General features: G+C 43.3%; 24 protein-coding genes, 4 tRNA genes and 2 pseudogenes. 11 read left to right on the forward strand and 19 right to left on the reverse strand.

Features of this window, described 5'->3' with window-relative positions:
- Positions 1–8: 8 nt before the first annotated feature.
- From AACL30_RS06490 to AACL30_RS06500, 3 genes are read right to left on the reverse strand one after another with little or no spacing between them, the layout of a single operon-like run.
- Positions 9–2,381, reverse strand: a complete 2,373-nt coding sequence (locus AACL30_RS06490) for a primase-helicase zinc-binding domain-containing protein (RefSeq protein WP_339057976.1) — start codon at positions 2,379–2,381, stop codon at positions 9–11.
- Positions 2,378–2,554 (reverse strand): hypothetical protein, encoded by a 177-nt coding sequence (locus AACL30_RS06495; protein ID WP_339057977.1) that lies wholly within the window; start codon positions 2,552–2,554, stop codon positions 2,378–2,380. The genes AACL30_RS06490 and AACL30_RS06495 overlap by 4 nt, the downstream gene beginning before the upstream one ends.
- Positions 2,538–2,726 (reverse strand): host cell division inhibitor Icd-like protein, encoded by a 189-nt coding sequence (locus AACL30_RS06500; protein ID WP_339056459.1) that lies wholly within the window; start codon positions 2,724–2,726, stop codon positions 2,538–2,540. Before AACL30_RS06500 ends, AACL30_RS06495 begins: the two co-directional genes overlap by 17 nt.
- A 192-nt stretch (positions 2,727–2,918) precedes the next feature.
- On the opposite strand from AACL30_RS06500, the gene AACL30_RS06505 reads away from it, so the two are divergent.
- Positions 2,919–3,107, forward strand: a complete 189-nt coding sequence (locus AACL30_RS06505; protein WP_339057978.1) for a YlcI/YnfO family protein — start codon at positions 2,919–2,921, stop codon at positions 3,105–3,107.
- A gap of 6 nt (positions 3,108–3,113) precedes the next feature.
- Positions 3,114–3,263, forward strand: coding sequence for a hypothetical protein (locus AACL30_RS06510; protein ID WP_339057979.1), 150 nt, complete (start codon positions 3,114–3,116; stop codon positions 3,261–3,263).
- Between the two features lie 31 nt (positions 3,264–3,294).
- Here AACL30_RS06510 and AACL30_RS06515 read toward each other — a convergent pair whose 3' ends face one another.
- The 5 genes from AACL30_RS06515 to istA (AACL30_RS06535) all read right to left on the reverse strand — a co-directional run bounded on the left by AACL30_RS06515 (position 3,295) and on the right by istA (AACL30_RS06535) (position 7,784).
- Positions 3,295–3,492, reverse strand: a complete 198-nt coding sequence (locus tag AACL30_RS06515; protein WP_339057980.1) for an AlpA family transcriptional regulator — start codon at positions 3,490–3,492, stop codon at positions 3,295–3,297.
- Positions 3,493–3,719: 227 nt separating this feature from the next.
- Complete coding sequence (locus AACL30_RS06520; protein ID WP_339057981.1) at positions 3,720–4,427, reverse strand: hypothetical protein; 708 nt, start codon at positions 4,425–4,427, stop codon at positions 3,720–3,722.
- A gap of 117 nt (positions 4,428–4,544) precedes the next feature.
- Entirely contained in the window at positions 4,545–5,756 is a 1,212-nt protein-coding gene (locus AACL30_RS06525; RefSeq protein ID WP_339057982.1) for a tyrosine-type recombinase/integrase, read from the reverse strand.
- A 55-nt stretch (positions 5,757–5,811) separates the two neighbouring features.
- On the reverse strand, positions 5,812–6,609 hold the full coding sequence (gene istB / locus AACL30_RS06530) for an IS21-like element helper ATPase IstB (protein ID WP_339058365.1): 798 nt from the start codon (positions 6,607–6,609) through the stop codon (positions 5,812–5,814).
- The gene (gene istA, locus AACL30_RS06535) at positions 6,606–7,784 is read right to left on the reverse strand and encodes an IS21 family transposase (RefSeq protein ID WP_339056344.1); all 1,179 of its coding nucleotides are present in this window, start codon (positions 7,782–7,784) and stop codon (positions 6,606–6,608) included. Before istA (AACL30_RS06535) ends, istB (AACL30_RS06530) begins: the two co-directional genes overlap by 4 nt.
- Between istA (AACL30_RS06535) and AACL30_RS06540 the strand changes: the two genes are divergently transcribed.
- Entirely contained in the window at positions 7,783–7,926 is a 144-nt protein-coding gene (locus AACL30_RS06540) for a hypothetical protein (RefSeq protein ID WP_339057983.1), read from the forward strand. The two genes, istA (AACL30_RS06535) and AACL30_RS06540, sit on opposite strands and share 2 nt — an antisense overlap.
- On the opposite strand, the gene AACL30_RS06545 is transcribed toward AACL30_RS06540, so the two are convergent.
- Complete coding sequence (locus tag AACL30_RS06545; RefSeq protein ID WP_339057984.1) at positions 7,876–13,005, reverse strand: C80 family cysteine peptidase; 5,130 nt, start codon at positions 13,003–13,005, stop codon at positions 7,876–7,878. The two genes, AACL30_RS06540 and AACL30_RS06545, sit on opposite strands and share 51 nt — an antisense overlap.
- 685 nt (positions 13,006–13,690) lie before the next feature.
- Here AACL30_RS06545 and AACL30_RS06550 point away from each other — a divergent pair.
- The 6 genes from AACL30_RS06550 to AACL30_RS06575 all read left to right on the forward strand — a co-directional run bounded on the left by AACL30_RS06550 (position 13,691) and on the right by AACL30_RS06575 (position 18,790).
- Positions 13,691–14,152, forward strand: a complete 462-nt coding sequence (locus tag AACL30_RS06550) for a hypothetical protein (protein ID WP_339057985.1) — start codon at positions 13,691–13,693, stop codon at positions 14,150–14,152.
- Positions 14,153–14,712: 560 nt separating this feature from the next.
- Complete coding sequence (locus tag AACL30_RS06555; protein WP_339057986.1) at positions 14,713–16,044, forward strand: putative mucin/carbohydrate-binding domain-containing protein; 1,332 nt, start codon at positions 14,713–14,715, stop codon at positions 16,042–16,044.
- Between the two features lie 75 nt (positions 16,045–16,119).
- Positions 16,120–17,298: an IS21 family transposase gene (istA, locus tag AACL30_RS06560; protein ID WP_339056344.1), complete on the forward strand. Its 1,179-nt coding sequence runs from the start codon at positions 16,120–16,122 to the stop codon at positions 17,296–17,298.
- Positions 17,295–18,092, forward strand: coding sequence for an IS21-like element helper ATPase IstB (gene istB, locus AACL30_RS06565; RefSeq protein WP_339058365.1), 798 nt, complete (start codon positions 17,295–17,297; stop codon positions 18,090–18,092). The genes istA (AACL30_RS06560) and istB (AACL30_RS06565) overlap by 4 nt, the downstream gene beginning before the upstream one ends.
- Before the next feature lie 64 nt (positions 18,093–18,156).
- Complete coding sequence (locus AACL30_RS06570) at positions 18,157–18,555, forward strand: putative mucin/carbohydrate-binding domain-containing protein (protein WP_339058081.1); 399 nt, start codon at positions 18,157–18,159, stop codon at positions 18,553–18,555.
- Positions 18,556–18,604: 49 nt separating this feature from the next.
- Positions 18,605–18,790: an ATP-binding protein gene (locus AACL30_RS06575; RefSeq protein WP_339058082.1), complete on the forward strand. Its 186-nt coding sequence runs from the start codon at positions 18,605–18,607 to the stop codon at positions 18,788–18,790.
- Between the two features lie 208 nt (positions 18,791–18,998).
- Here AACL30_RS06575 and AACL30_RS06580 read toward each other — a convergent pair.
- The 7 genes and pseudogenes from AACL30_RS06580 to AACL30_RS06610 form a co-directional block, all read right to left on the reverse strand.
- Positions 18,999–19,075 (reverse strand) — tRNA-Pro (locus AACL30_RS06580).
- An 11-nt stretch (positions 19,076–19,086) separates the two neighbouring features.
- A tRNA-Leu gene (locus AACL30_RS06585) sits at positions 19,087–19,173 on the reverse strand.
- A 120-nt stretch (positions 19,174–19,293) separates the two neighbouring features.
- Positions 19,294–19,369 (reverse strand) — tRNA-His (locus AACL30_RS06590).
- Between the two features lie 60 nt (positions 19,370–19,429).
- A tRNA-Arg gene (locus AACL30_RS06595) sits at positions 19,430–19,506 on the reverse strand.
- 373 nt (positions 19,507–19,879) lie between these two features.
- Entirely contained in the window at positions 19,880–20,626 is a 747-nt protein-coding gene (locus AACL30_RS06600; RefSeq protein ID WP_422389597.1) for a tyrosine-type recombinase/integrase, read from the reverse strand.
- A gap of 198 nt (positions 20,627–20,824) precedes the next feature.
- Positions 20,825–21,106 carry a transcriptional regulator gene (locus tag AACL30_RS06605; protein WP_339058084.1) on the reverse strand — a complete coding sequence of 94 codons (282 nt, stop codon included), beginning with the start codon at positions 21,104–21,106 and terminating at the stop codon, positions 20,825–20,827.
- Positions 21,107–21,263: 157 nt separating this feature from the next.
- Positions 21,264–21,561 (reverse strand): annotated as a pseudogene (locus tag AACL30_RS06610) (ISAs1 family transposase); the annotation flags it as partial.
- Between AACL30_RS06610 and AACL30_RS06615 the strand changes: the two are divergent.
- Positions 21,556–21,987: a transposase gene (locus tag AACL30_RS06615; protein WP_339058085.1), complete on the forward strand. Its 432-nt coding sequence runs from the start codon at positions 21,556–21,558 to the stop codon at positions 21,985–21,987. The pseudogene AACL30_RS06610 and the gene AACL30_RS06615 overlap by 6 nt on opposite strands.
- Here AACL30_RS06615 and AACL30_RS06620 read toward each other — a convergent pair whose 3' ends face one another.
- The 3 genes from AACL30_RS06620 to AACL30_RS06630 are packed head-to-tail and all read right to left on the reverse strand — an operon-like array spanning position 21,988 to position 22,995.
- Positions 21,988–22,539 (reverse strand): Rha family transcriptional regulator, encoded by a 552-nt coding sequence (locus tag AACL30_RS06620; protein WP_339058086.1) that lies wholly within the window; start codon positions 22,537–22,539, stop codon positions 21,988–21,990.
- A gap of 5 nt (positions 22,540–22,544) precedes the next feature.
- On the reverse strand, positions 22,545–22,871 hold the full coding sequence (locus AACL30_RS06625) for an IS110 family transposase (RefSeq protein ID WP_339057298.1): 327 nt from the start codon (positions 22,869–22,871) through the stop codon (positions 22,545–22,547).
- Entirely contained in the window at positions 22,849–22,995 is a 147-nt protein-coding gene (locus AACL30_RS06630; protein WP_339057299.1) for a hypothetical protein, read from the reverse strand. Before AACL30_RS06630 ends, AACL30_RS06625 begins: the two co-directional genes overlap by 23 nt.
- Before the next feature lie 348 nt (positions 22,996–23,343).
- Between AACL30_RS06630 and AACL30_RS06635 the strand changes: the two are divergent.
- A pseudogene (locus tag AACL30_RS06635) lies at positions 23,344–23,537 on the forward strand (IS982 family transposase); the annotation flags it as partial.
- Positions 23,538–23,676: the final 139 nt, after the last annotated feature.

Raw genomic sequence — 23,676 nt, forward strand, 5'->3', positions numbered from 1 at the left:
CCACCGGATTAGTGGTTTAAATCAGCGGTGCCTGTCGCTCGTGGTAGCCATTCATCCGCACTGTTTACATTCAAATTCAGGTTGCTACGGATCCCCTGTCTACTTTTCTTACGTAGATACTGTAAGCCAAATTCCGCTAAGGAGCCCGGCATATCACTGCCAAAACGTGTTACTGATACCGGTTTAGCCAGATTGTTACCTCTCATGTACGCAAGATAAGCGTGATACAGATATTTACGCGGGTTAAACGGGATAATCTCCGCATTGCCTACCAACATCCCATCCGCCTCAGCCGAGGCTAACAGATAGCCGCAAAAATCTACCAGCGAATCAGTACTCCGTTTGACATTAAGCGCTTCGGCTGATTTTTGCTGCTCCAGCAATAAGCATTTGGCTTCGGCAGACTCAACAAAACGGGTCAGCAGGTGGCGAATAATCACCGGTAATTCTCGGGCGATTTTATCGCGCAATAAGGTATCACGTTCATTTTCAGGGATGATTTCTGAGAAGTTAAAAATGACGCGCCGACGAGACACACCGCCACTCCGATCACTGAAACTCATGGCGTTGTTATTCACCGCCACTATCACCGCAGGGATACGTGTCGAATAAGGCTGTTTATTTTTGGGATCGACAGAAACTTCATCGCCACCGGTAATCGCCTTGATCCCTGAGCCTTCTCCTACATAGCGGATCTGGTCGGGCATGATGATCAGTGAGTAGCCGATGATTAACGCACGTTCGCGTGGGTTCTCCAGTGCTGTCATACTGGCTGATACCCTGTTATTTTTTCCTGCCAGCAGGGTACAAATTTCCGCCAGAAGGCTTTTACCGCTGCCGCCTGCGCCTGTGACCTCAAGAAATAATTGCCAGTCATAGCGGTTAGCCAGCACCATAAACAGCGCTGCGAGTACTCTGTCTGTTTTGCGATCATGGTTTGCTGTTGCTCTGCGTATCCACTGCCAAAAATGAGGCGTGTTATCGACCAGTGTTTCACCCGGTTCCGGCGAAGTGAAGTCGATTTCATTGACGATCAATAACCCATCTTCCTTATTATGTGGTCTGAACTGCTTTTTTTGCAGATCAAAGACGCCATTACAGAAGCCGATTAAGTGACGAGCCGGGCTTTTCATTAACGGCAGTTGAAGTTTTAGTGCATCAACGGCAGAACGGATGCCGATTGACGTATAAGGCACATCTGATCCGATAAAGATAGCCACCATTTCCCGCATTAAATCGCGATCACTGATGGCACGCCAGGCGATACCGTCGTAGTGGTGTACAGAATCAGACAAAGGCTCCAACGCCAAATCACTGTTATAGCGTGCTAACAAGACCTCGCCGCGTTGACTGGCACCCATCTGGCTCAGGGTCGGACGGGTAGGTTTATCGTGATTTATCGCATCAGCAGGTTGATACAGTGCTCCGTTGAAAGCCTGTATAGCGGCTTCTATGCCGTATTGCTGCCGGTAATCGTCCCAGTCGGCTTTATGCTGGGTAGGCGGTAAAGCCACCCACCCAGAAACCGCAATAGCGGCTTTTTCGGCGGCGATAGTACCAATATTCTGCTTAAGTTGGCCTTTTTCATCGCATTTGTTGGCTTGATGACAGTCGTTATCAGCGGCAATGATAATTTTTGCTTCTGACCAGCGTTCACGGCATATTTTTGCTACTTCGATTAAATTTCCCGCATCCAATGCCGCAATGGCGATGTCTGAAGCCAATAATGACACCGTAACCGCAGTCGCATAACCTTCGGTGATCAGCACTGTTTCAGCCTGTTCCGGCAGTTCGCCTACGGGAATAAATGCCCCTTTCTTGCGGGTGCCCGTCAGATAAGGTTTATCGCCATTCGGGTAAATACGCTGTGCACCCGTGATCTTGCCGTCTATTGTTTGCAGCGCAAGCAGTAAGACACCGTTCGGCAGGATAGGCAGATTGGGGCAGTGAAGCCCCTTATTCATCAGATAATGAGATTCACCCAATACCGTTTTTGCCATCAATGCCGCTACCTGCGCAGCAATGGGGTTGTCCGTTGAAGGCGCCTCTTTGGCGGGGGCGGGTTTCACCCTTTTTTCTGGCAAGGGCATCGCCAGCACATCAGCTACCAGCTTGGCCGCTTGACGGGCGTTACATTGGTTAACTTTCATCACCAAATCCAACCCGCTACCAGCACCACAATGAGAGCAGAAATAGGTGCCTCTGCCTTCCTTGTCGTCAAAACGATAACGGGTTTTTCCTCCACAGTTTGGGCACTGACCTTCCTGCCGATGGGTTGGGATCGCCAGTTGTTGCAAAATTGCCTCCCAATGACCATTAGCCTGTGTTCGTACCTCATCAATAAAATTATCGTTTAGCCTGTCGGCAGGCTTCGCTGTCATAATGCCCCCTCTGTCAGCATGCTATAAAGTGCCTCAGTTTTTTCCAGCAGAATAAACAGCAGTGTTTCCCTGGCATCCGCTTCCATGACAGAAACAGCGGCATGAGTCAGCGCTAAGCACTGAAAGGCTAAATCTTCAGCTGTGATCGAGGTTTTATCAATGCGTTTGGACATGGCATCCTCCTGTAACAGGAAGGCGACCGGCAAACAAAAGAATATAATCGGCAACGTAGCGCTGACGGGCTGATTTTTCATCAATTGCCGTAGCGTACAGCATGATAGGCTTAATTTTTTTCTGACTGCGGTTGATCGCCGCAAAGATATAGGTACACTTTGACGTAGCCATAGCGTTAGTCCTTCTAACGAGGTGGTTAGAAGCCTCGGATGTGTTCCACCACTCCGAGGCTTCGTTGTTTCTTGAGCATCAAATGCTTCAAGGTGGAACACACTATAACCATCATATGTGTTCCACTTCAACCTTTTTATTAAATTATTTTTTGTGTATTCTGTGTCCCACTGCTCAATGGAGAATTCAGTAATGGCAACAGGTAGCGTTAATGCTAAGTCACAAAAGATACATGCAAGAGTTTCACATGAAATTATCGCTAATGTTGAATTAGCTAAAAATGAAGGAGAAAGCACCTCACAATTTGTAGTAACTGCGCTACAAGGCGAGATCAAACGCCGCCAGAAAGAGAAAAGTAAACCAGATGAATCAAAAGGTTGATGCCCGATGGCTAAACGCTCTCCAGCCAAAATGACACATGATGAATTAATTGCAAAAATGCTCACTGATCCGGCAGTCTGTGCAAAACACGAGCTCCTTGCTGCTCGGCATAACGTGGAATTGATGCAAGCACCGCTGAAAATCAATTTTGTGTAGCTCATCTTGCTTTCAACAGCATATCTCCTCATCACGCCACCTCCCCACGTGATTCTATAATGCGTTGATTAATCCATTCATCCACTTCACTTTCGATAAAAACGATAGCGCGCGTGCCAATCTTTACCGGCACAGGAAAACGATGTTGACTGATAAGACGGTAAATCCATGCCTTACTGTAACCAGTACGGCGCTGGACTTCGGGTAAACGGATAAATAATTGCGGCATGTAGCCTCCTGTTTATGTTGAGATCACAGGAGACATAGTTAATGATCGAAGAAAAGGAAAATAGATGGAAAGGGTTGCTATGGGGGATAACCGTTTTCCCTTAAAAGGTGGCTAGGTTTTCCGGGTTGTAATAACGTATTGATGCGTAGATTATCATCATTTTTGCAAAGCTTGCCAAAAAAGGCAGGAACTCTTAATTTATATCTAATACATGGAGTTATATTCAGTTACTGCCTTTTTTTAGGCCGCCCTTTATTTCTCAGCGTAAAGGGTCTCAGTATTAAATCAACGGCTTGAGCAATGTTATTAGATGCTCCCTTTCTTTCCAGATACGTTACTATTTCTGATTTTGATGGCGCAGTATTGGGATCATTTTCATCATAGGTTAACCAAAATTGGTTGATAGCATCGTCGACAAACTCCAAACCTTCTGACCGGTGTGTGGTTTCAAGCAAAGCACGTGAGGGAGGAGCACTAAAATGATTAGGGTTGATAGTCTTTGTTTTTACAGATTGATAAGGAATGATGGGCTTCGGTTTGCTAACAAAATGTACCTTTTCCTGCGCTGTCCAACAGAAGAGAGAATCCCTTGTAATAATGGTTTTTATTTTACTGACTTCTTTGCTTCTGTCCGTCGGCTTCATTTCTTCGTATACCACAACACACTCGCCTCCCCATACTCCGTTTTCCCAAATCGTTTCTTCGCTGACACATTTAACGACAGATAAAACCCCTCGCCTTATCGCGCTCACCATACCGGATGCGAACCCCCAGGCATCTTTCCAGCGGGGATGAGGTAATTTCCGTGCTTCCTCAATGCCGCCCAAAAAATCGAGCGGATCGATCCCGGCTAATAATAAAGCGGCTTGCTCTATCGAAAACTCCTGTACCGTTTTCCAGTGTGTCAAATCGGGAATATCATCTAAAGTAGGCATACCTTGCCTCCACATCCTTGTGTCGTCCTTGAAAATTATGTTTGTTTTTCGGGGGGAAGCCTAAACATAACCTGTTTTTAATGCCTATTTTATCTAGCACCGTCTACTGACCCAGCCCTAAGCTGATTGGCTAAATCGACTTTGCATCACATTTTTAGTCCGTGCAAATTCATAGGGGGTAATGGCGCAGTCTCTATTCGCATCCAAATAATCTGCCCACCATTGCACCATTAAACGTCTTTCTTCTAGGTGCTCCGCTTTATGAATATAGGCAGCTCTGACATTATTTCTTTCTTGATGGCTCATCTGGCGTTCGACCGCATCCCTTGACCACAGTGCCGATTCAATGAGCGCCCCGCACGCCATCGCGCGAAAACCGTGGCCACAGACTTCTGTTTTTGTGTCATAACCCATTATCCTAAGGGCTTTATTGACCGTATTTTCACTCATAGGTTTATGTACATAATGATCACCAATAAAGATGAGTTCATGTTCACCACTGATCGCTTTTATTTGCTCTAAAACCGCAATGGCTTGTCGACTTAATGGGACGAGGTGAGGGGTGCGCATTTTCGCACCACGAGATGAATATTTGACGCCTTTAAGTGCTTCCCTCTCTGCCGGTATTGTCCACAGTGCACGTTCGAAATCCACTTCGTTGTACCGAGCAAACCTAAGTTCGCTGGAACGAATAAAAATCAGTAATGTCAATTTTACCGCTAACTGGGTAAGTAAACGCCCTTTATAGTTTTCTATTCGTTCGAATAATTCAGGAATACGTGCAAAATCTAACGCGGGGCGATGGACACATTTACCGGTAGCAATGGCACCGGCCATATCCTGAGCCGGATTGTAATCAATCATGCCACTCTGAACAGCGTAACGCATGATGGCGGTAGTGCGTTGTTGCAGGCGTGCCGCAACCTCTAATCGGCCTGAATGTTCGACTACTTTTATCGGTGTTAATAAATCGCGTGTTTTGAGATCAGCAATATTACGATGGCCTAGTGAAGGGAATAAATGATCTACCAAGGTTTTTAAGACTCTGGCGCTATGAGAAGCCGACCATTTTTTGTTACTTTCATGCCAGGCTCTGGCTACGGTTTCAAAACTATTCGCTGCACTTTGTTGCTCGACTTTGACTGCCTTTTTGTGTTCACTGGGATCTATGCCTGCCGCGACCAACTTTCTGGCCTGCTCGCGTTTATGTCTGGCATCAGAAAGTGTGATTTCAGGGTAAACGCCCAAAGCCAGCATCTTCTCTTTACCGCCAAAACGATAACGTAAGCGCCAATATTTTGAGCCATTAGGATGAATCAAAAGAAACATGTCAACGCTACTTTAGATTGACCACTTTTTGCTACTTTAAAATGTCCAGTTTTTGCTAATTTTCCTGTTGGGTTTCTATTCCAGGCGCCTGGATAATATCAGTCGTTTTTATAGGCAACATGCCTGCTTTGCGTTTATTTTTGAGTCGATAGCTTTCTCCTTTAATATTCAATGTGGTTGAATGATGTAAAAGCCTGTCTAAAATCGCAGTTGCTAAAATGTGATCACCGAATACGTCCCCCCAATCAGTAAAACTTTTATTTGATGTGAGAATGATGCTCGCCTTTTCATAACGACGGCTCAATAACCTGAAAAATAGGCTAGCTTCTTCGCGATTCATCGGTAAATACCCGATTTCATCCAGTATTAATACCCTGGCATAGCACAGTTGCTGAAGTTGGCGTTCCAGACGGTTTTCTTGCTTTGCCTTCATTAAGGTACAGCAGAGTCTATCCAGAGGCATAAACAATACCCGATGCCCAGCTGTAGCTGCCTTGACAGCCAGCGCTATCGCCAAATGCGTTTTCCCTACCCCAGGTGGGCCTAACAAAATGACGTTTTCATGATGTTCGACAAACCTCAGCCCCGCCAGCTCGCGGATAATTTTCCTGTCTATACTTGGTTGGAAAGTAAAGTCAAATTGCTCCAAGGTTTTTATCCACGGCAAACGTGCTTGTTTTAACCGCGATTCCAAGCCTTTTTGGTGACGCCCGTTCCATTCCTGGGCTAATGCCTGCTGGAGAAATTCACGGTAGTTCAGTGCTTTCTTGGTGGCTTCTTCACATAAACTCTCCAACGCATCGCCCAGGTAATCCATTTTTAACCGTATCAACAAGTTTTCCATTTCCATCAGAGTAGCTCCTCATACACACTGAGCGAACGAGACGCTACTCGATTGACCTGTTGCCAAAGGGCTTGATGATGTTCTGGCACCTTTTGCCAGCCCTGCGTTACCTCCTGCAAGAGATGCGTCGCGAGCAGTTGCTCATCGCCGTAAATACGTAGCGTATTATCTAAACCGATACGAATATTAACCGCACGACCACACCAGAATGAAGGCACGCTATAGCGATTACCTCTGACATCGATATAGCTGTCCCATGCCACTTGTCGTAGGTCGAAGTAGCTGGTATCGAAATCAGTCGCAGGGAGTGGCATCAAGGCTATTTTTTCCTCAGCAAAACGATTTTCCGGTGTCTGCTTGAATTGACGAAGATGACGCTGGTCTGCCACTTTCGCCAGCCACATCGCTAGCAGTTGATTAACATGAGCGAAACTCTCAAACTGACGGTAGCGAGTGAAAAAATTGTGTTTAACATAGCCCACCATCCGTTCGGTTTTGCCTTTCGTTTGCGGTCGATAAGGCTTACAGGCGCGAGGGCTAAACCCATAGTGATTAGCCAGTTGCAGGAAGCCCGCATTGAACTCGATGTGGCCATTTTGTCCATGTTTGATAACAGCGGCTTTTTGGTTATCTACCAAGACATTTTTTACGCTGCCACCGAAGTAATTGAAGCTGCGAACCAGCGATTCATACGTGTGCTCAGCATCTTGCTTAGGGGCAGCAAAGACATGAAAGCGACGCGAAAAACCGAGCGTATTAACGGCAAAATTAACCGTACAGGCAGAGCCTGCCACCTCAACGATGATTTCTCCCCAATCGTGTTGAAGTTGATAACCGGGGAGGGTTTCAAAGCGTACCGTGTTTTTCGAGGCCCTGAGCGGACGTTTGGGATGTATATAACGTCGGAGCATCGCACTCCCACCCCGGTAGCCTTTTTCACGGATTTCCTCAAAAATAACCGCCGCATTCCAAACCTGTTCACTCAACCTTGAATCGATGTAGTCTTTAAAGGGCTCGAGTTTAGCAACCTGTTTTTTACCGCGTTTTGCTGTTGGCGGCGCAGGATAGCTAATGTGCCGTCTCACCGTTTTTTCTGAACACCCTATCTGATGGGCAATATCAACAATAAATGCCCCCTGTTGATGGCGTTGTTTTATCATGTAGTGGTCCTCTCTTCTTAGCATGCTTATTTCCCTCATGGCTTTGTCACCACAAAGGAAACTGCATTCTGGCTTGAGTGGACAAATTAAATTAGCAATTTACGGTCTTTTATCATTAGCGCTGACACCCCTTAAGCCTGACATGCTTCCGTACGATTTTGAGTAACTTCAAGGCGTTTTGTGAAGACCTATACTCTTTTTGATCGCGTAATGGCTCAAAGGTCAATAAGCGGTTTTCGGTGAGTTCGATTCTTTTTCTTAACAAGAAGACAGCCTGCTGCGCAAACGGCTGGCTGGCATCCAGGTTCGATAGAAAATGATGTAAGTGTTCAGGCTGAAAACGGAGTTTTGCCAGCAGATTATTTTCCTGAAGGTGCTTAGGTAACAGGCTGATATCATTAACGGTCGCGCCCATATCAAGCAGCGTTTTCAGGTTCAGGGTGACGCCGGCAAGTGTAACAGGCAGTGAGTGCTGCTGCTTGGTAGCAAAATCACCCAGTGATTTTTGCCACAGCGTCAGTGAGGGGAGAAGGGTACTGGCTTGATGAGGATCCACCCGATAGATGTCAAACCGATAGCCCCCGGCGTCTTGCCTGATACCGTACTCTTGGGCGCGGGTCTGGCCGGAACTTTGCTTTGATTGTAAATAGTTATTCAGCAAAGTTTGTAACGTGGTACAACGGGTGGCAGGCGTTTTCGTGCTGAAATCGACAACGCCGACATAGGGATCATAAAGCGAACAGCGGTAGCGCGATCCCTGTTGTCGAATAGTCAACATCACGGAATGATACTGACCCTTTAACAGGTAATTGCCTGACACTGACGCCGTATTAAAAAAATGCTGTGTTTGTTTGAGGTTGAGCAGCGTAAAGATAGCTTTATTGTTGACCCTGATGGCGGGATCGGCTTTTAACTGCTCAAACTGGCGGTGTAGCCCGTCGGCTGCCTCCGCTTCACTGCCTGGCACCAGGCGACTGACTTTTTTTTCACGACTTTCCGTATACGCATTCAACCCATCAATAAAGGGGTCAGCATCACCGACTAGCGATGAATTTTTGGCATTAAGCCAAGCCAGACCCAATACCGTGGCATCCCGCTGTGTATTGACTCCCTGTCCTCTGGCACAGCACCCTGGTAACACTAAACGTGTTTTAACCTTTATTCGTGCCTCATTTTCCTCTGCACCTAGCTGATAAAAGTCGTAAGCGTTCTGTTGCTGGCGACGATGCCAATGTTGATGCTGTGCTAAAACATCCTCTCTTTGTAATGCTGTCGGGGCGTCATGCCGTTCAAGGTGGTGTAACAACTGCTCATTATTCTTATGCCATTCCTGCAAACGCGCTTCATCACGCAGCGTTAGCACCAATTTTTCAACATCCAGTTGCTTATCTGGTCTCTGGAAGGCGTCTTTGAGCACCACAGCAGTGGCACTATCCAGGGATGTCACAGGTTGACTTGTACTGAGTCGATCCAGCTGCTGTGCAATCCAGCGGAGCCTGACGGGAAGATCAGCCCTGATCTCTGCGGTTACGTTGCCATGTTGATCACGCTGGTACAGGATTTTTCCTCTCTGTGCCCTATCGACAATATAGCCTTCATCATCAAGAAGAAACTTGTGACCGGTCTCAGCGACGCCAAGATCTTCACTGTATGCTGTTACCGAAATATTAGAACGTTCCAGTAACTGAATGAATCGTTCTGCAAAATTATCTTGTTTATTTCGATCAACTAATGAACAAGCTGCCAGAACAATACGGGTAGGTCTAATATCCTGTTGAGTCAAAAAGTGGTTTATATTATTGGCTAACAGAGCCGGATTTTGACCCGCCAGGGTCATATTATTGGAAGATGTTCTACCACCTCGTCCGTGCCCTACCATTTGCATCCGTACGTTTTTTTTATTCCTTAATTGTTCCAGATTGCCGTAAATCAAACGATTGTTACCCTCCGAATCTAGCTGAAACAACAAAGAATGAGGATGCTTGGCCGCTAAATCTACTGCGGCTTTGGCCACAATAGGATTGTCTTCCAGTTGGATAATGATTTGTACATCATACTGACTCGCACCCCCGTCTGTACGAGGAACCATTTTTGGCGGTGGCTGCCAGGTATTCAGCTGACCATTTTTTGCCGGCGCTAAATCACTCTCCTGAAGAGCATCAGCTTGTTGATGAGTACCACCATCCATTGGTAGATATCTTGCAAATCCTACTTCAAATTTATGTGTAGGGAGCATATTTTGTACCGATCTCAGCATGTTCGTTGCGTGAAGATCTGCCGGGGGCTTATAGTGTCCACTACCATTTGTCCATTTTTTTAACTTGCCGTGCTCAAAAATTAACTCTCCTGCATAATAAACAGCCAAAGGATTGTATTCAGTCTCTCCTTCAAGTTGCGTCAATGAGGTATGACCTGCAACGCTTTCCCCTATTTTAGCCACCCGAATGACTTCTGGCTCATCAATACGATTAACGAAAAAATATTTGCCATTGGGTATTTGTTCGCTGCCAGAAATGGATTCACCATTAGCCGTGATATTCACGATAAGGTAGCCATTATCAATTGGCATCATCAGTTTAAAAACCTGTTTTAATGGAGCAGGTTGTTGTTCCAATTCCCGGTGGGAATGTAAGGCTTGCATTCCCGGTATCGGGGGGGACAGAAGGGGTTTTGGCGGGATAGGCGGAGCATTATCACCTAATCTATTCAGACGAATGGGATCGCTTGAAGATGCTGACGATTGTTCACTCGGCGTAGCGGATGTCTCCAATGTTGGTTTTGTTTTTTTGGCTAATCTTTCGTCCGATTGAATATCGATACGAGAGCGTTTTCTTACTTCCGGTGGTACTTCGAGTGGATCCAGGTGCAGTACAACATGCTGATCTAAACGAGGCTTCATTTGCGCTTGAATAACACATTCACTATCAGCATTTATTTCAATCGTATTCACAGTAACACGACTTAATTTATCTTCTGGTAGTCCATTTTTAACCAGCTCTTGTATTTTTGCCTCTTCTATCCTTAAAAAATTTAACCTTATTTCTTCTTCCCCTATACTTCCCTCCAATACCTCTTTTAGCTCAGCAATAGAGACACATTCATCAGGGGAACTAAAATAATCGTCGACAATAAATACGGTACTACCCTCTTTTTCTGTACGTGAGATTATAACCCGTTGATGTGGTTTTTTTTCTTGCCATTTTTTAATAGCCAATTTCTCACTGTCATCAATACGATCATCATAAAATAATGCTTCATAGAACACATTGCTTATGTTGTTTTTTATTTCTGCTGCCAAATATAGTCTGTTGATTATTTTTCTACTTTTTTCAGTAGAAAGCTGTCCTACAAACTCACTATATTTATCATTTAACCTGGAAAAAAATCTTTCCTTTTCTTCTGGTGAGAGAGAGACATATTCTTCTTTTCGCGTACCATCACTATTTTCGATAATAATCTTGAAATAAACATTAATCCTTTCTCCAACCTGATTAAAATGAAACACGCTTTCTGATAGCTCGGGTAAAATCATTTTTTTATTAGGATCAAGCTCAACATGCCTGCGCTTTTGCTCATAAAGTAAATTAATATAAGTAGATAATGACAACCTGATATCATGTTTTTTATAAAACATGATTAACAGCTGTGGTTTATCTTGCCGGCTACCCGGTTTGATGGCACGCAGGAATTCTTTTCTAAATTCACTGTTATTATTAAATTTTTGTTTAAATTCCTTAATAACTTTAATTTCTTCCTCCTCCGTTAATATCATCTCGTGTCGAGTATCTTCACCTTCAAGTTGGTATAAAATAGAAATCTGTTTTGCGGAATTAATGTTTAATTTGACTTCTTTGATACCTTTCTCTTTTATTTCTTCTATTCCATTTATGAGTGATTCTAATGATCCAAATCTTTCAGCATCTAATCGATTAAATTCTTTTTGAAAAGCGATAAACTCCTCTTCATCTTTTAAAATGTTTATCATCAATATTTTTTCTTGAAAATGACGAATTTCATTCGGCGTTACTGCTTGAAAAGAACTATCTTGTATAAATATTTTTCTTTCTGTTCTTATCGCAACCTGAACAAGATAAGTTATATAATCCCTTAATTGGTATTTTTTTAAACCTAACAGAATTTCTCCATCGCCTATAAATTCAAATACAGATTTTTTGCTACCAGTCGACTTAATCTCTGCTTTTAATTCTTGTAATTGAAGTTTTAATCCGCTAATTTCTAAAGGTAAGTTGTCTAAATCTGTATTTTCAATCAATTGAAAAAAGATATTTTTCATTTTTTTGTTAAATCGTTTTTCTCTCTTATCTGGTTGCAAAATATTTTCAAACAATGTCGTAAAGGATATACCTTCCGGTTGCTCTAATTGATTCCTTAATTGCAACCATTTTATTTCATCTGTAGAGAATTTATCATTATATTCTGTTACATTTTTTAGCGTTACCACGCCCTCTGTATTTCTTTCATATTTAAAGTTGACCTTTGAGGTAAATCCATCAGCCAGAGCTTCTTCTTTATTCAGTGCGCTAGTGATTACATGACCATAAAAAAAGCCCTCTATTAGGATCAAAGTTTTAAGATTTAAGTGACTACTGGCCTGTATATGTAAACTTGCTTTTCCTTCAACCTGAATCCCTCTTTTTGCCAGATCTTGTAAAGGTCGCATCAGGTTCGCTAAAAAACTATTATCATCCGTTGGGCGTTCCCCTGGCCAAACCAGTTCGCATCCTAATAATACCAGCCTGACTTGCTGCAAATTGCCCGTTTCACTGATTTTCTGGATAAAGGGTTGTAGCCGCCGCTCCACCTCTTCTGCACCCAAATTTGCTATTACCTTTTTATAACCTGTTCCGTCTTTTTTTTGTACTTGACCACCATGCCCATGTAAAAGAATTCGTTTTTTCTTGCCCATTTTAGATAATAAAATTTCTTTTTCTGATAAGTCCGTTATTTCTTCAAGTTCCCCCGGGGGATTATTATTCTTCCATTGCCAAAATCGTGCATTATTAATACTGCCATCCCCTGTTGTTTGAATCAGGATGCTGTTATGAGGATGCCGGGCAAATTTTCTTTCTGCCGACTTTCTTATTACCATATCGTCTTCAAGTTGGAAGACATAATTTTGATCATGATGATGGTCATGGTGTTGTCGATATTCTCTATTATCCTGAATTAATTCTCTTATTTTATTTGAATCGGGTTGTTGCCAAGATTGTATTTCATCACTCATCATTATATTTACTTCCCTGTAGATAATAAAAATATATTTAAAAACTGGCGTTTTATTTTGAACCATTGTAAATAATATTCAGTTTCTAATCAGTTTTTAATCAGCTTTTAATCAGTTTTTAAATAACTTTTCAGTTTTTACCGAAGATTTAGGCGGTGAATTCCACCGTATCAGCCTGTGGAGAGATGAGCGCTGGCTTGAGTCGTAAGACTAAGAGCCTATTGATATTTTTACTGGAGGGTAGCCATTGCGTTAGCGATGCTTGAGCTAACGACACCATTGCCTAGCTTGATATACTGAGCAACCATCTCTATTGTTTCAATGTTCTTATTAAATTCACCCAGTGATATCGGTTGCTTTAAGGATGCAGGCTTATCGTTAACGATCAATTGGATACCGATTCCCTTAGCAACCCCATCTTTACCTGCGTTTTCTAAATTTATAATCCCCTCGTTTATATTTATAGGATAAGCCGAGAAATGAGTATCTACTGAAAGAAGCGATTGTTGGCTGGTCTTAAATTCCGTTGAACATAAATGGAACTCAGCTAAAAGAAAAAAAACAGTTGTGACATCAATACTTTATTTACAGAACAGATGTAATCATTATTATACTTCGTGGCTATGTTAATCCAGTGGTAAATTATTATACAAATTAAGAACCAATTACTCATATGGAACCCATTATGAAATTAAAAAAAATGTCTTACCTTGCCATCGTACTTTTCGCTCTCACCAATACTGCATTTGCAACGACGTCTGAGGAACTTGCTCAACAACGTCAACAAGTCGTTAAAAAATACGTTAATGATTTGGGAGCAGCAAAGTATCAGGAAATCAATAGTCTTTTTACTAAAGAGTCTGTCGTCTTCTCAACAAGTAAAGGTAAGTTCAACGCTCAAGAATTCTTTGAGGGTTTTTTACCAAAGGTTCGTTCTGCTAGTACTGAACTTAAGCAATATTTCATTAACACAGAGGATCCTGATCGTGTTGCCGCCAGATTTTATTTAGCCCTTACCTTGAAAGACGGTGATGGTAAAAAACATGAAGGTGACTATATGGATGAATTTGTATTTGAGAAAAATTCGGATAAATTATTAGCAGTTTATATGTTTGAAAATCTTAAAACAGATAATCAGCTCAAATGATAAAAAGGTAGTCCTTATAAAATTTTTAATATTGATATGTTTATTCTGACTGTTATTCGAGCCATTGTACGTTAATATTGCCGTTGTTTGCCTAATAAAATTCTTTTTTATTAGGCAACACAAATATACCCTTCGCCTTTGAAGTTGCCTTCGGCTGCCAGAGTGTGAGACCGATGAGCGTAGACATACCATGAGGGCAAGGACTCGCAGCCAACAACGCGGCGGCTTCAAAGGCGAAGAGTATATAAGGTTTATTCTCTAAATCATTACCACTAATCAACCAGGCTTAAATTAGCTACATTAAAATCATCACTCTCTTCGTAACATACAAATTAAAAACTGAATTAAATTTTTTTTGGAGAGAGGCTAAATTGATTATAAAAACCCACAATAATATATTGATATAAAATAATATTTATTAATAAATATTATTTAAATTATATGGTACCTGCTATAGGTAAATCTTCTGTAAATTTGGCAAGGTCTGTGAAATATGTGCCGTCACGTAATAAAAATAGGTCACATAGCAGGAGCTGTGTCATAAAAGGAGTGTCATCATCATGGATAGAATTCATTCAATGAATAACAGGATATACGATGTAGGTTTAACAACGTCTACAGAGCAAAAACAGGCAATACCGCAGTCTGTTGTTGATGAAGAGCTAGCAACACAACTCATACATTACCTGATAGAAGCACAAATCATCTCTGGATTACAGCCAGATAAACCAGTGGATAAAGAAAAAGAACTGACCTTTCGCTATCTCACACCCCGTTATCATGATGTTGTCATACGGCAAAACAAAAAGCCGTCGGTATCGGGTTTGACCACCTTTACCGCACTACAACGAGAGATAACCCAGTCTGTTCTTGATGAAATTGCAGAGAAAACCGGTCTGGAGTTCCGCCTGGCTGAGGGTGATGAAACCACTGATCTGGTCTTTGGTAATTTTCATTCTCCAAAAGATAGCCTTGTCGGTTTTGTTAATTTCAATGCTCCAACGAGTAGCCTTGTTGATTCCACCACCACTGTCCCTTCTAAACGCGACGAAATCTGGGTGAATACCAAGCTGAAGGCACGCCGAAATCCAGAGCGTTTTAAAGCTACTCTTGTTCATGAAATCGGGCATGCGCTTGGGCTGGATCACAGCTTTAACTTGGAAGAGCCTGGCACGATAATGTCGTATAGCTGGCGTTCGACGGGATTACAGGTTGCTGATTTTTTTGCTTTATGGACCCTGCATGGGCGTGACAGTCATCCGCAATCAGAGGAACGAATAAAAGCAGGGGAACAGGCCAGAGCGCAGATGTGGCTAAGGATAAAAAAAGACATGCAGCCAAAAAACTACTGGAAAAAATTCCTCCTGCGTGCGGGTGATCGCTGGTGTGCTTTCGTTTCTGTTGATAAAACACACAGTATGCTACGTGTTGACGTATTCAAAAAAGGAGCACAGGCAGATGGTTATTTCAGGGATAAAACCTATGCGGAGATCAGGATCAGAAATCATACAGGCAAGGTTATTTTTGAAAAAGAAATAAAAGGCACAGGTATGCCGTCTTCACGTGAAGAAATCCCATTTACTGAGGGCTATCAACTGGAAATTTATCATGCTGAGGCAGAAACTAGTCTATTTTCAAACCCGAACATTCAGGGTGAGCCAGTGCCCGATGCCAAAACAAACCGTTTCATCATGACAAAAACCGGGCTGAAAAGGCTAATACCGGCTCATCAGATGACCCTGCTGGACAGAAATAATTATGCATTTGCTTCTCTTTCTGTGGATAGCGTCGCCGGACAGCTGGAGATTGATATCAGTAGACCCCCGGCTGATGAGGATGCTCAGGACTCCGTTTACGCAAGCATTGTCAGCGCTAATGATAAAAGACCGTAAATTGCTAATTTAATTTGTCCACTCAAGCCAGAATGCAGTTTCCTTTGTGGTGACAAAGCCATGAGGGAAATAAGCATGCTAAGAAGAGAGGACCACTACATGATAAAACAACGCCATCAACAGGGGGCATTTATTGTTGATATTGCCCATCAGATAGGGTGTTCAGAAAAAACGGTGAGACGGCACATTAGCTATCCTGCGCCGCCAACAGCAAAACGCGGTAAAAAACAGGTTGCTAAACTCGAGCCCTTTAAAGACTACATCGATTCAAGGTTGAGTGAACAGGTTTGGAATGCGGCGGTTATTTTTGAGGAAATCCGTGAAAAAGGCTACCGGGGTGGGAGTGCGATGCTCCGACGTTATATACATCCCAAACGTCCGCTCAGGGCCTCGAAAAACACGGTACGCTTTGAAACCCTCCCCGGTTATCAACTTCAACACGATTGGGGAGAAATCATCGTTGAGGTGGCAGGCTCTGCCTGTACGGTTAATTTTGCCGTTAATACGCTCGGTTTTTCGCGTCGCTTTCATGTCTTTGCTGCCCCTAAGCAAGATGCTGAGCACACGTATGAATCGCTGGTTCGCAGCTTCAATTACTTCGGTGGCAGCGTAAAAAATGTCTTGGTAGATAACCAAAAAGCCGCTGTTATCAAACATGGACAAAATGGCCACATCGAGTTCAATGCGGGCTTCCTGCAACTGGCTAATCACTATGGGTTTAGCCCTCGCGCCTGTAAGCCTTATCGACCGCAAACGAAAGGCAAAACCGAACGGATGGTGGGCTATGTTAAACACAATTTTTTCACTCGCTACCGTCAGTTTGAGAGTTTCGCTCATGTTAATCAACTGCTAGCGATGTGGCTGGCGAAAGTGGCAGACCAGCGTCATCTTCGTCAATTCAAGCAGACACCGGAAAATCGTTTTGCTGAGGAAAAAATAGCCTTGATGCCACTCCCTGCGACTGATTTCGATACCAGCTACTTCGACCTACGACAAGTGGCATGGGACAGCTATATCGATGTCAGAGGTAATCGCTATAGCGTGCCTTCATTCTGGTGTGGTCGTGCGGTTAATATTCGTATCGGTTTAGATAATACGCTACGTATTTACGGCGATGAGCAACTGCTCGCGACGCATCTCTTGCAGGAGGTAACGCAGGGCTGGCAAAAGGTGCCAGAACATCATCAAGCCCTTTGGCAACAGGTCAATCGAGTAGCGTCTCGTTCGCTCAGTGTGTATGAGGAGCTACTCTGATGGAAATGGAAAACTTGTTGATACGGTTAAAAATGGATTACCTGGGCGATGCGTTGGAGAGTTTATGTGAAGAAGCCACCAAGAAAGCACTGAACTACCGTGAATTTCTCCAGCAGGCATTAGCCCAGGAATGGAACGGGCGTCACCAAAAAGGCTTGGAATCGCGGTTAAAACAAGCACGTTTGCCGTGGATAAAAACCTTGGAGCAATTTGACTTTACTTTCCAACCAAGTATAGACAGGAAAATTATCCGCGAGCTGGCGGGGCTGAGGTTTGTCGAACATCATGAAAACGTCATTTTGTTAGGCCCACCTGGGGTAGGGAAAACGCATTTGGCGATAGCGCTGGCTGTCAAGGCAGCTACAGCTGGGCATCGGGTATTGTTTATGCCTCTGGATAGACTCTGCTGTACCTTAATGAAGGCAAAGCAAGAAAACCGTCTGGAACGCCAACTTCAGCAACTGTGCTATGCCAGGGTATTAATACTGGATGAAATCGGGTATTTACCGATGAATCGCGAAGAAGCTAGCCTATTTTTCAGGTTATTGAGCCGTCGTTATGAAAAGGCGAGCATCATTCTCACATCAAATAAAAGTTTTACTGATTGGGGGGACGTATTCGGTGATCACATTTTAGCAACTGCGATTTTAGACAGGCTTTTACATCATTCAACCACATTGAATATTAAAGGAGAAAGCTACCGACTCAAAAATAAACGCAAAGCAGGCATGTTGCCTATAAAAACGACTGATATTATCCAGGCGCCTGGAATAGAAACCCAACAGGAAAATTAGCAAAAACTGGACATTTTAAAGTAGCAAAAAGTGGTCAATCTAAAGTAGCGTTGACAGCATTAAAGTGATCAATAAAAAAGGCCGGGTGGTTTTTAAAAAAGAGATCAAAGGCAGTGATACCGGCATGTTACGTACCCGGATTTTGTTTTCTGAGGGCGATAAACTGGAGATATATCATGCACAGGCAGAAGAACGTTTAAAAATACTGTCTTCTGGCGTCAAGGCTGATTTTACCGTGGATGCAAAAACCACGACCTTGATCATGACATCGAGAGGTCTGGAAAAATGTCTGTTTTCACCTCAGCCAACACAGGGTGATACAACAGATAAGATAGCTCAGGCAATGTCTGGTTTTACCCCTCCCCTTTTAGACGCCGTTTCATCTCAGCAAGATAACAGGCTAACGCCATCCAAATTTTTCAGTGCTTTGGTCAGCGCAGGGTCATATCCCCTTCGTCTTTGAAGTTGCCGCTGGCGGCCAGGGTGGGAGACTCGATGCGCCTAGACATACCATGAGGAATGGCCAGATTTCTCGGCCTGAGACGCTGGAGGAGTTTGATTTTACCTTCGCCGCGGGTGTGCCAAAAAAACAGCTCATTGAGTCAGCGTCGTTGTCATTTATTGAGCGCCAGGAGAATGTGGTGAGCTGGGGTCGTCAGCCAGTATTGGGTAGGGACTTTACTTGTATCGCCATATAATCACCATTAATAGGACTATGGGGTCAGTACACTATGGGACTACTTATTTTGGGCACTAAAAAATAGAGTCCCAAATTTAGTCCCTAAAAAACAGAGTATAACCCTGCCACACTAGAATATAACAGGCAACAAAAAACCCACAAACTTAGTTAGAATGCGGATTTTTGTGGCATTACAGCCGGTTCCTAATAATGGCCGATATGATGATTGGTCGGCGAGAGAGGATTCGAACCTCCGACCCACTGGTCCCAAACCAGTTGCGCTACCAAGCTGCGCTACTCGCCGATAATTATTTTTGGTGCGAAGGGAGGGAATCGAACCCTCACGTCTGTAAAGACACTAACACCTGAAGCTAGCGCGTCTACCAATTCCGCCACCATCGCTTACTTAAAGTCTATTCAAAATTTTTTATGTAACCATTTACTCTTGCAATTTGCTATTTTGGCTTGTTTTTGCACCAATCTAACACTATTTAATAAAATTTTGAAAAGACTCTTAAAATTTGGGGTGGCTAATGGGGCTCGAACCCACGACAACTGGAATCACAATCCAGGGCTCTACCAACTGAGCTATAGCCACCATAACGGTTTTCTATTTTCTACAATTTTATCCCCGCCGCTTCTCACGCTCAGAAACCAGTGGTGCGCCCGACAGGATTTGAACCTGAGACCTCTGCCTTCGGAGGGCAGCGCTCTATCCAGCTGAGCTACGGGCGCCTAGCGCCGTTGCGGGGGAGAATACTACGGTTTTAATGTTAGTCTGTCTAGTGATTTTTAAGTAAAAATGATTCGTTTGTTTATGCTTTATTCATTTTGCCTTTGTTGAGCCACACCATGTAGTTATCAGTGGATTTTTTACAAAAAACCTAATCGCCATTTGAAATCTCTGATGTGCACAAAATGTGAATAAGTGCTTACATCGGTATATTTTTAGAAACTGCTGCCGTGATAGCTACTGTATTTTATTTACAATAAAAATCAATAAATTAAAATAAAAAAATCATAATCAATCGAAATTAGGTCAAAATGCCGAGCAAAGTATTTCGTATCCTAACATCTTACTTGATAAGCTAAAAATCATGAATTGATATCAGATTTCGTCCCACTCACTCCCTCTGCTATCACGGTATTTATCTGTCATGGCAGAAGATTTATGTCCCAGCAATTTTTGTGCAAAATCCTTACCTCTAGCTTCACTATGTAGCCTTGCGGATAAACTTCTGATTTCGTGAAATGAGGGCGCTGTACCTTGCCATGTCAAGCCTGATTTTTTTCTTGAATTTGTAAAATCTATCGAGAGAGAGCGCTGACTGAAGCAGGTTTTATGCCTTCCCGCAAAGACATAATTTTCACTCTTTATTTGTTGCCGACAATCATTGAAAACACCTTCAAGGCTCTTACCAATCGCTTCCAGATTCAAGGTTAAGGGTATCGCCAATTTCATCCCTGTTTTCTGTTGCTTTACCCACCATTTACCATCATAAATATCGTGCCACCGCATCTGTTGGATATCTCCCACTCTTTGACCTGTGAGCAAGGCTAAATCCATACTCAGCGCTACCCATGGCTGCTGTTTGTTTGCCACCCCTCTAATTACCAGAAAATCTTCCAGTGATAAGCGTTCACGCTGTACCTGTACACGAGGGCTTTTTGTCGCTGTAGCCGGATTGGTCGCCAAATGCCCTTCTGCAATGGCTTCGTTAAACATATCGATCAACAAACTGCGGATTAATTTGGCGGTGGTGGTTTTACCTTGATTGCTGTAACTGTTTATAAATTCAGCAATCTCTTTGGTGGTAAGGGTATTCAGCGTTTTATCAGCAAAAGCATGGGTAATGGCTGCTAATTAGGCTATTGTCCATCAGCGCGGTTAGGGGGAAAGTGTTTAATTCCAGTGCTATCGTCTTCATCGGCGGTTCTTCACCTCTTCACGCCCTCTCCTCAATAGAAGAGGGTCAGTTACTTAGCCCGTGCCCAGTTTAGGCAGAAAAATAAAAATGGCTAGTCTCCTCAGTGGAGACTGTCTTTTTTGCGCTCATCGCTCTCGGGGCAGGCGTTTGCGGCATCCCTGCAAGGCAAACAGTGTTAGGCGGATATGAAATATCGTGAACAAACCGTGCAGTGAACGGGGTTCAAATTTAAGTTTGGCACTGGTTAACGCTTGTTTCACCGCGGGATAAGAGACGGCAGGTAATAAAGCAATTTCTTTTTGTGGCACGCCCAAGGAAAACAGCATCGCCGTTTCAAATTGCACCGCCGTTAACTCAGGAAAGACGTTGCGTAATTCAGAAAATTGGGTAATATCGATGTTAGCCATAATGACCTCTTCTCAGGTTGTGATGGTTAGCTGACAGGGGTGGCTCGAACCACCTCTGTTAGCGCTAGGGTGAATTGATATCAACGGTGATGGTGTCGCCGTTATTGTTTGTGTATGTTTATGTTTTCACAGGGCGGGATTCCACTTTGCTGATATTTTATCCAAAAATAAGTTGACTGCGAAAATCGGCTGACCAGGCGGCTTTTCTACGGTTTACTGGCAATGCTGTCTTGTTTGCCTTTATGTTGTTTAATCAGGCTCAAGGCAACACGATTGAAAAGAGCCATATGGGCGGCGCCCTCCGGCGCCTTTATCGAGAGTTCATCTTCTCTAAACACCACATCCAGAACCCAGTGAAATTGATTTTCTATCCCCCAATGTTGCCGAATCGCCAATGCCGCTTGTTCTGCATTTAAAGGGAGTGAACTGACATACCAACGCGAACGACAGTGGGTTACCTCATTGAGACTACTGAGCTAAAAAAGAACAAACAGTTATTGGAAAGTATTCCAGGGATTGGTGAAATATTAAGTGCCACTTTACTGGCGTTTGTCGGTGACATATCAAAATTCAGTAGCAGCAAGCAAGTCGTCGCCTACGCGGGACTCAATCCGAAACTTTGCGAATCTGGCCTCTTTAAAGGGCGAAGCCGACTTTCCAAAGTCGGGTGTACAGAACTTAGAAAATCTCTATACATGCCAGCTCTTACCTCAATCACTCACAACCCAATAATAAAATCTCAATGGGAACGATTGCTAAAGCGGAATAAAGGGGGAAAAATCGGTGTCTGTGCGGCAATGCGAAAATTACTCCAACTAGCATATGGCGTGCTGAAATCAGGCGTCCCTTTTGATGAAAAAATAGCGCTTGCCAAGACGTGATCAAGACGGTATCTGTTTTTCCGCTTCAAATATAACTGCTTTAAATTGATTCGTGATCGTATAAATACGGCGACATTCTTCTGCTAGCAGCGGGATTGTTTGCACCTCGAACCGCTGAGGAGAAGGAATACCTGTCACCTGACGCAGCGCATACCAAATGGCATTACTCCACGATTGATTAAAATGAAACCCATTACTCATACACCATACTAACCGTGTGAGGTTACTTAAATCGTCGTGGCTGAGCAGTTCGGGGGACTGCGGGTGGTATTTTGGTACGCTACTTAGTTCAGCCTCCATACGATTAAATTCAGTAATGTAGGCTTCTTTAAATGCTGCGGCTTTCTTGCCAGTAAATCCCATAACCAGAAACATGAAACCGTCTTTGGTCATTTGGTAATACTTCGAATCACGATTTACTGCCCCAGCTCTGATATTTTCTACGTGAGCGCAAAAGTGCGCCGACGTGAATTCAATTGAGCAATCTAGGGATTCTATTTTTCTGATTATGTCTTTATGTAGTTTAACCTGAGCATCTGTATTAGAAATCAAGTGAATTAGGCAAAATTTTCAACCCAAGGTGATTTTCGTTTATAGACGCTACTCACCATAGAGAGCAATTTATGCATAACGGCAACAATAGCCACTTTACCGCATTTTCCCTTGGCGCGAAGCCGATGGTAAAAATCAGCCAGGGGTTTATTCCAGCGGACAGCGGCAACGGCTGCCATGTACAGTGCTTTCCTTAAGGTTTTGCGCCCCCCCTGAATAAACCGTTTGCCCCTAAATTTTCCGCTGTCTCGATTAAACGGGGCAACACCCACTAAAGCGGCTAATGACTTGTTTTCGATTGAGCCAATTTCAGGTAATAAAGTTAATATCATCAGGGCGGTTTGCTGTCCAATAGCGGGGATTGAGGTGAGTAGATTCACCTTTGGTAGTGACTTTATCTGAAAAACACACATCAAGCGTGGCTTTTCCAACATCAATACCAATATACTCTCCCATGTTGGCCTTTCCTTTTGTATAATCGAATTGAAAAAATAATAGACTTTTTCCCTACTTGTAATTCGAGGCGTCTTAAACCCTCATGACATCTGTTCGGAACCGGCCTATATCAAAATAGGATAGAGGGTCATGACTCAGGTACGGTGCTTCATCACCTTATTCGGAAGAACGACCCCTCTATCCACCTATTAAGGTGATCAGAATTAACAGGCAATTTCAATATACAAGTTCGGGATAAGGAATTGACGTTTATTTTCTCTAACTTTTTGATTAAGAATAGATAAGTGCCTCGTACTTCAAGATAATGGTGTTTGCGAACATTATTAATCACGAAATAGCGAGACACTCATGACCGATATTACCGAACTTTATTGCTTAATGGATGATTTTTGCAAAAAATTTGAGCCAATATTAAAGCAAAGCTCTTAACGGAGGGAGCCAAGCAGCGTATCCGTGCCAGTTCTCTTTCTTTGGCAGAGCTGATGACGCTAGTGGTATTGTTCCATCAAATTCGTTATCGCCAGTTCAAATCATTCTATCTTCAATTAGCTCTGTATTGTTCAAATATCGTTACATTATAAAATAGTCGGCTTATCCCGAATACAGATGCTCAGGTTAAGTTAGCCACTTCATGTTTAAATTCTGGCGTACATTTCTGGGTAGACATCTTCTTTATACCTT

It is taken from the genome of Candidatus Regiella endosymbiont of Tuberolachnus salignus, assembly GCF_964020115.1.
Lineage (GTDB): Bacteria > Pseudomonadota > Gammaproteobacteria > Enterobacterales > Enterobacteriaceae > Regiella > Regiella insecticola.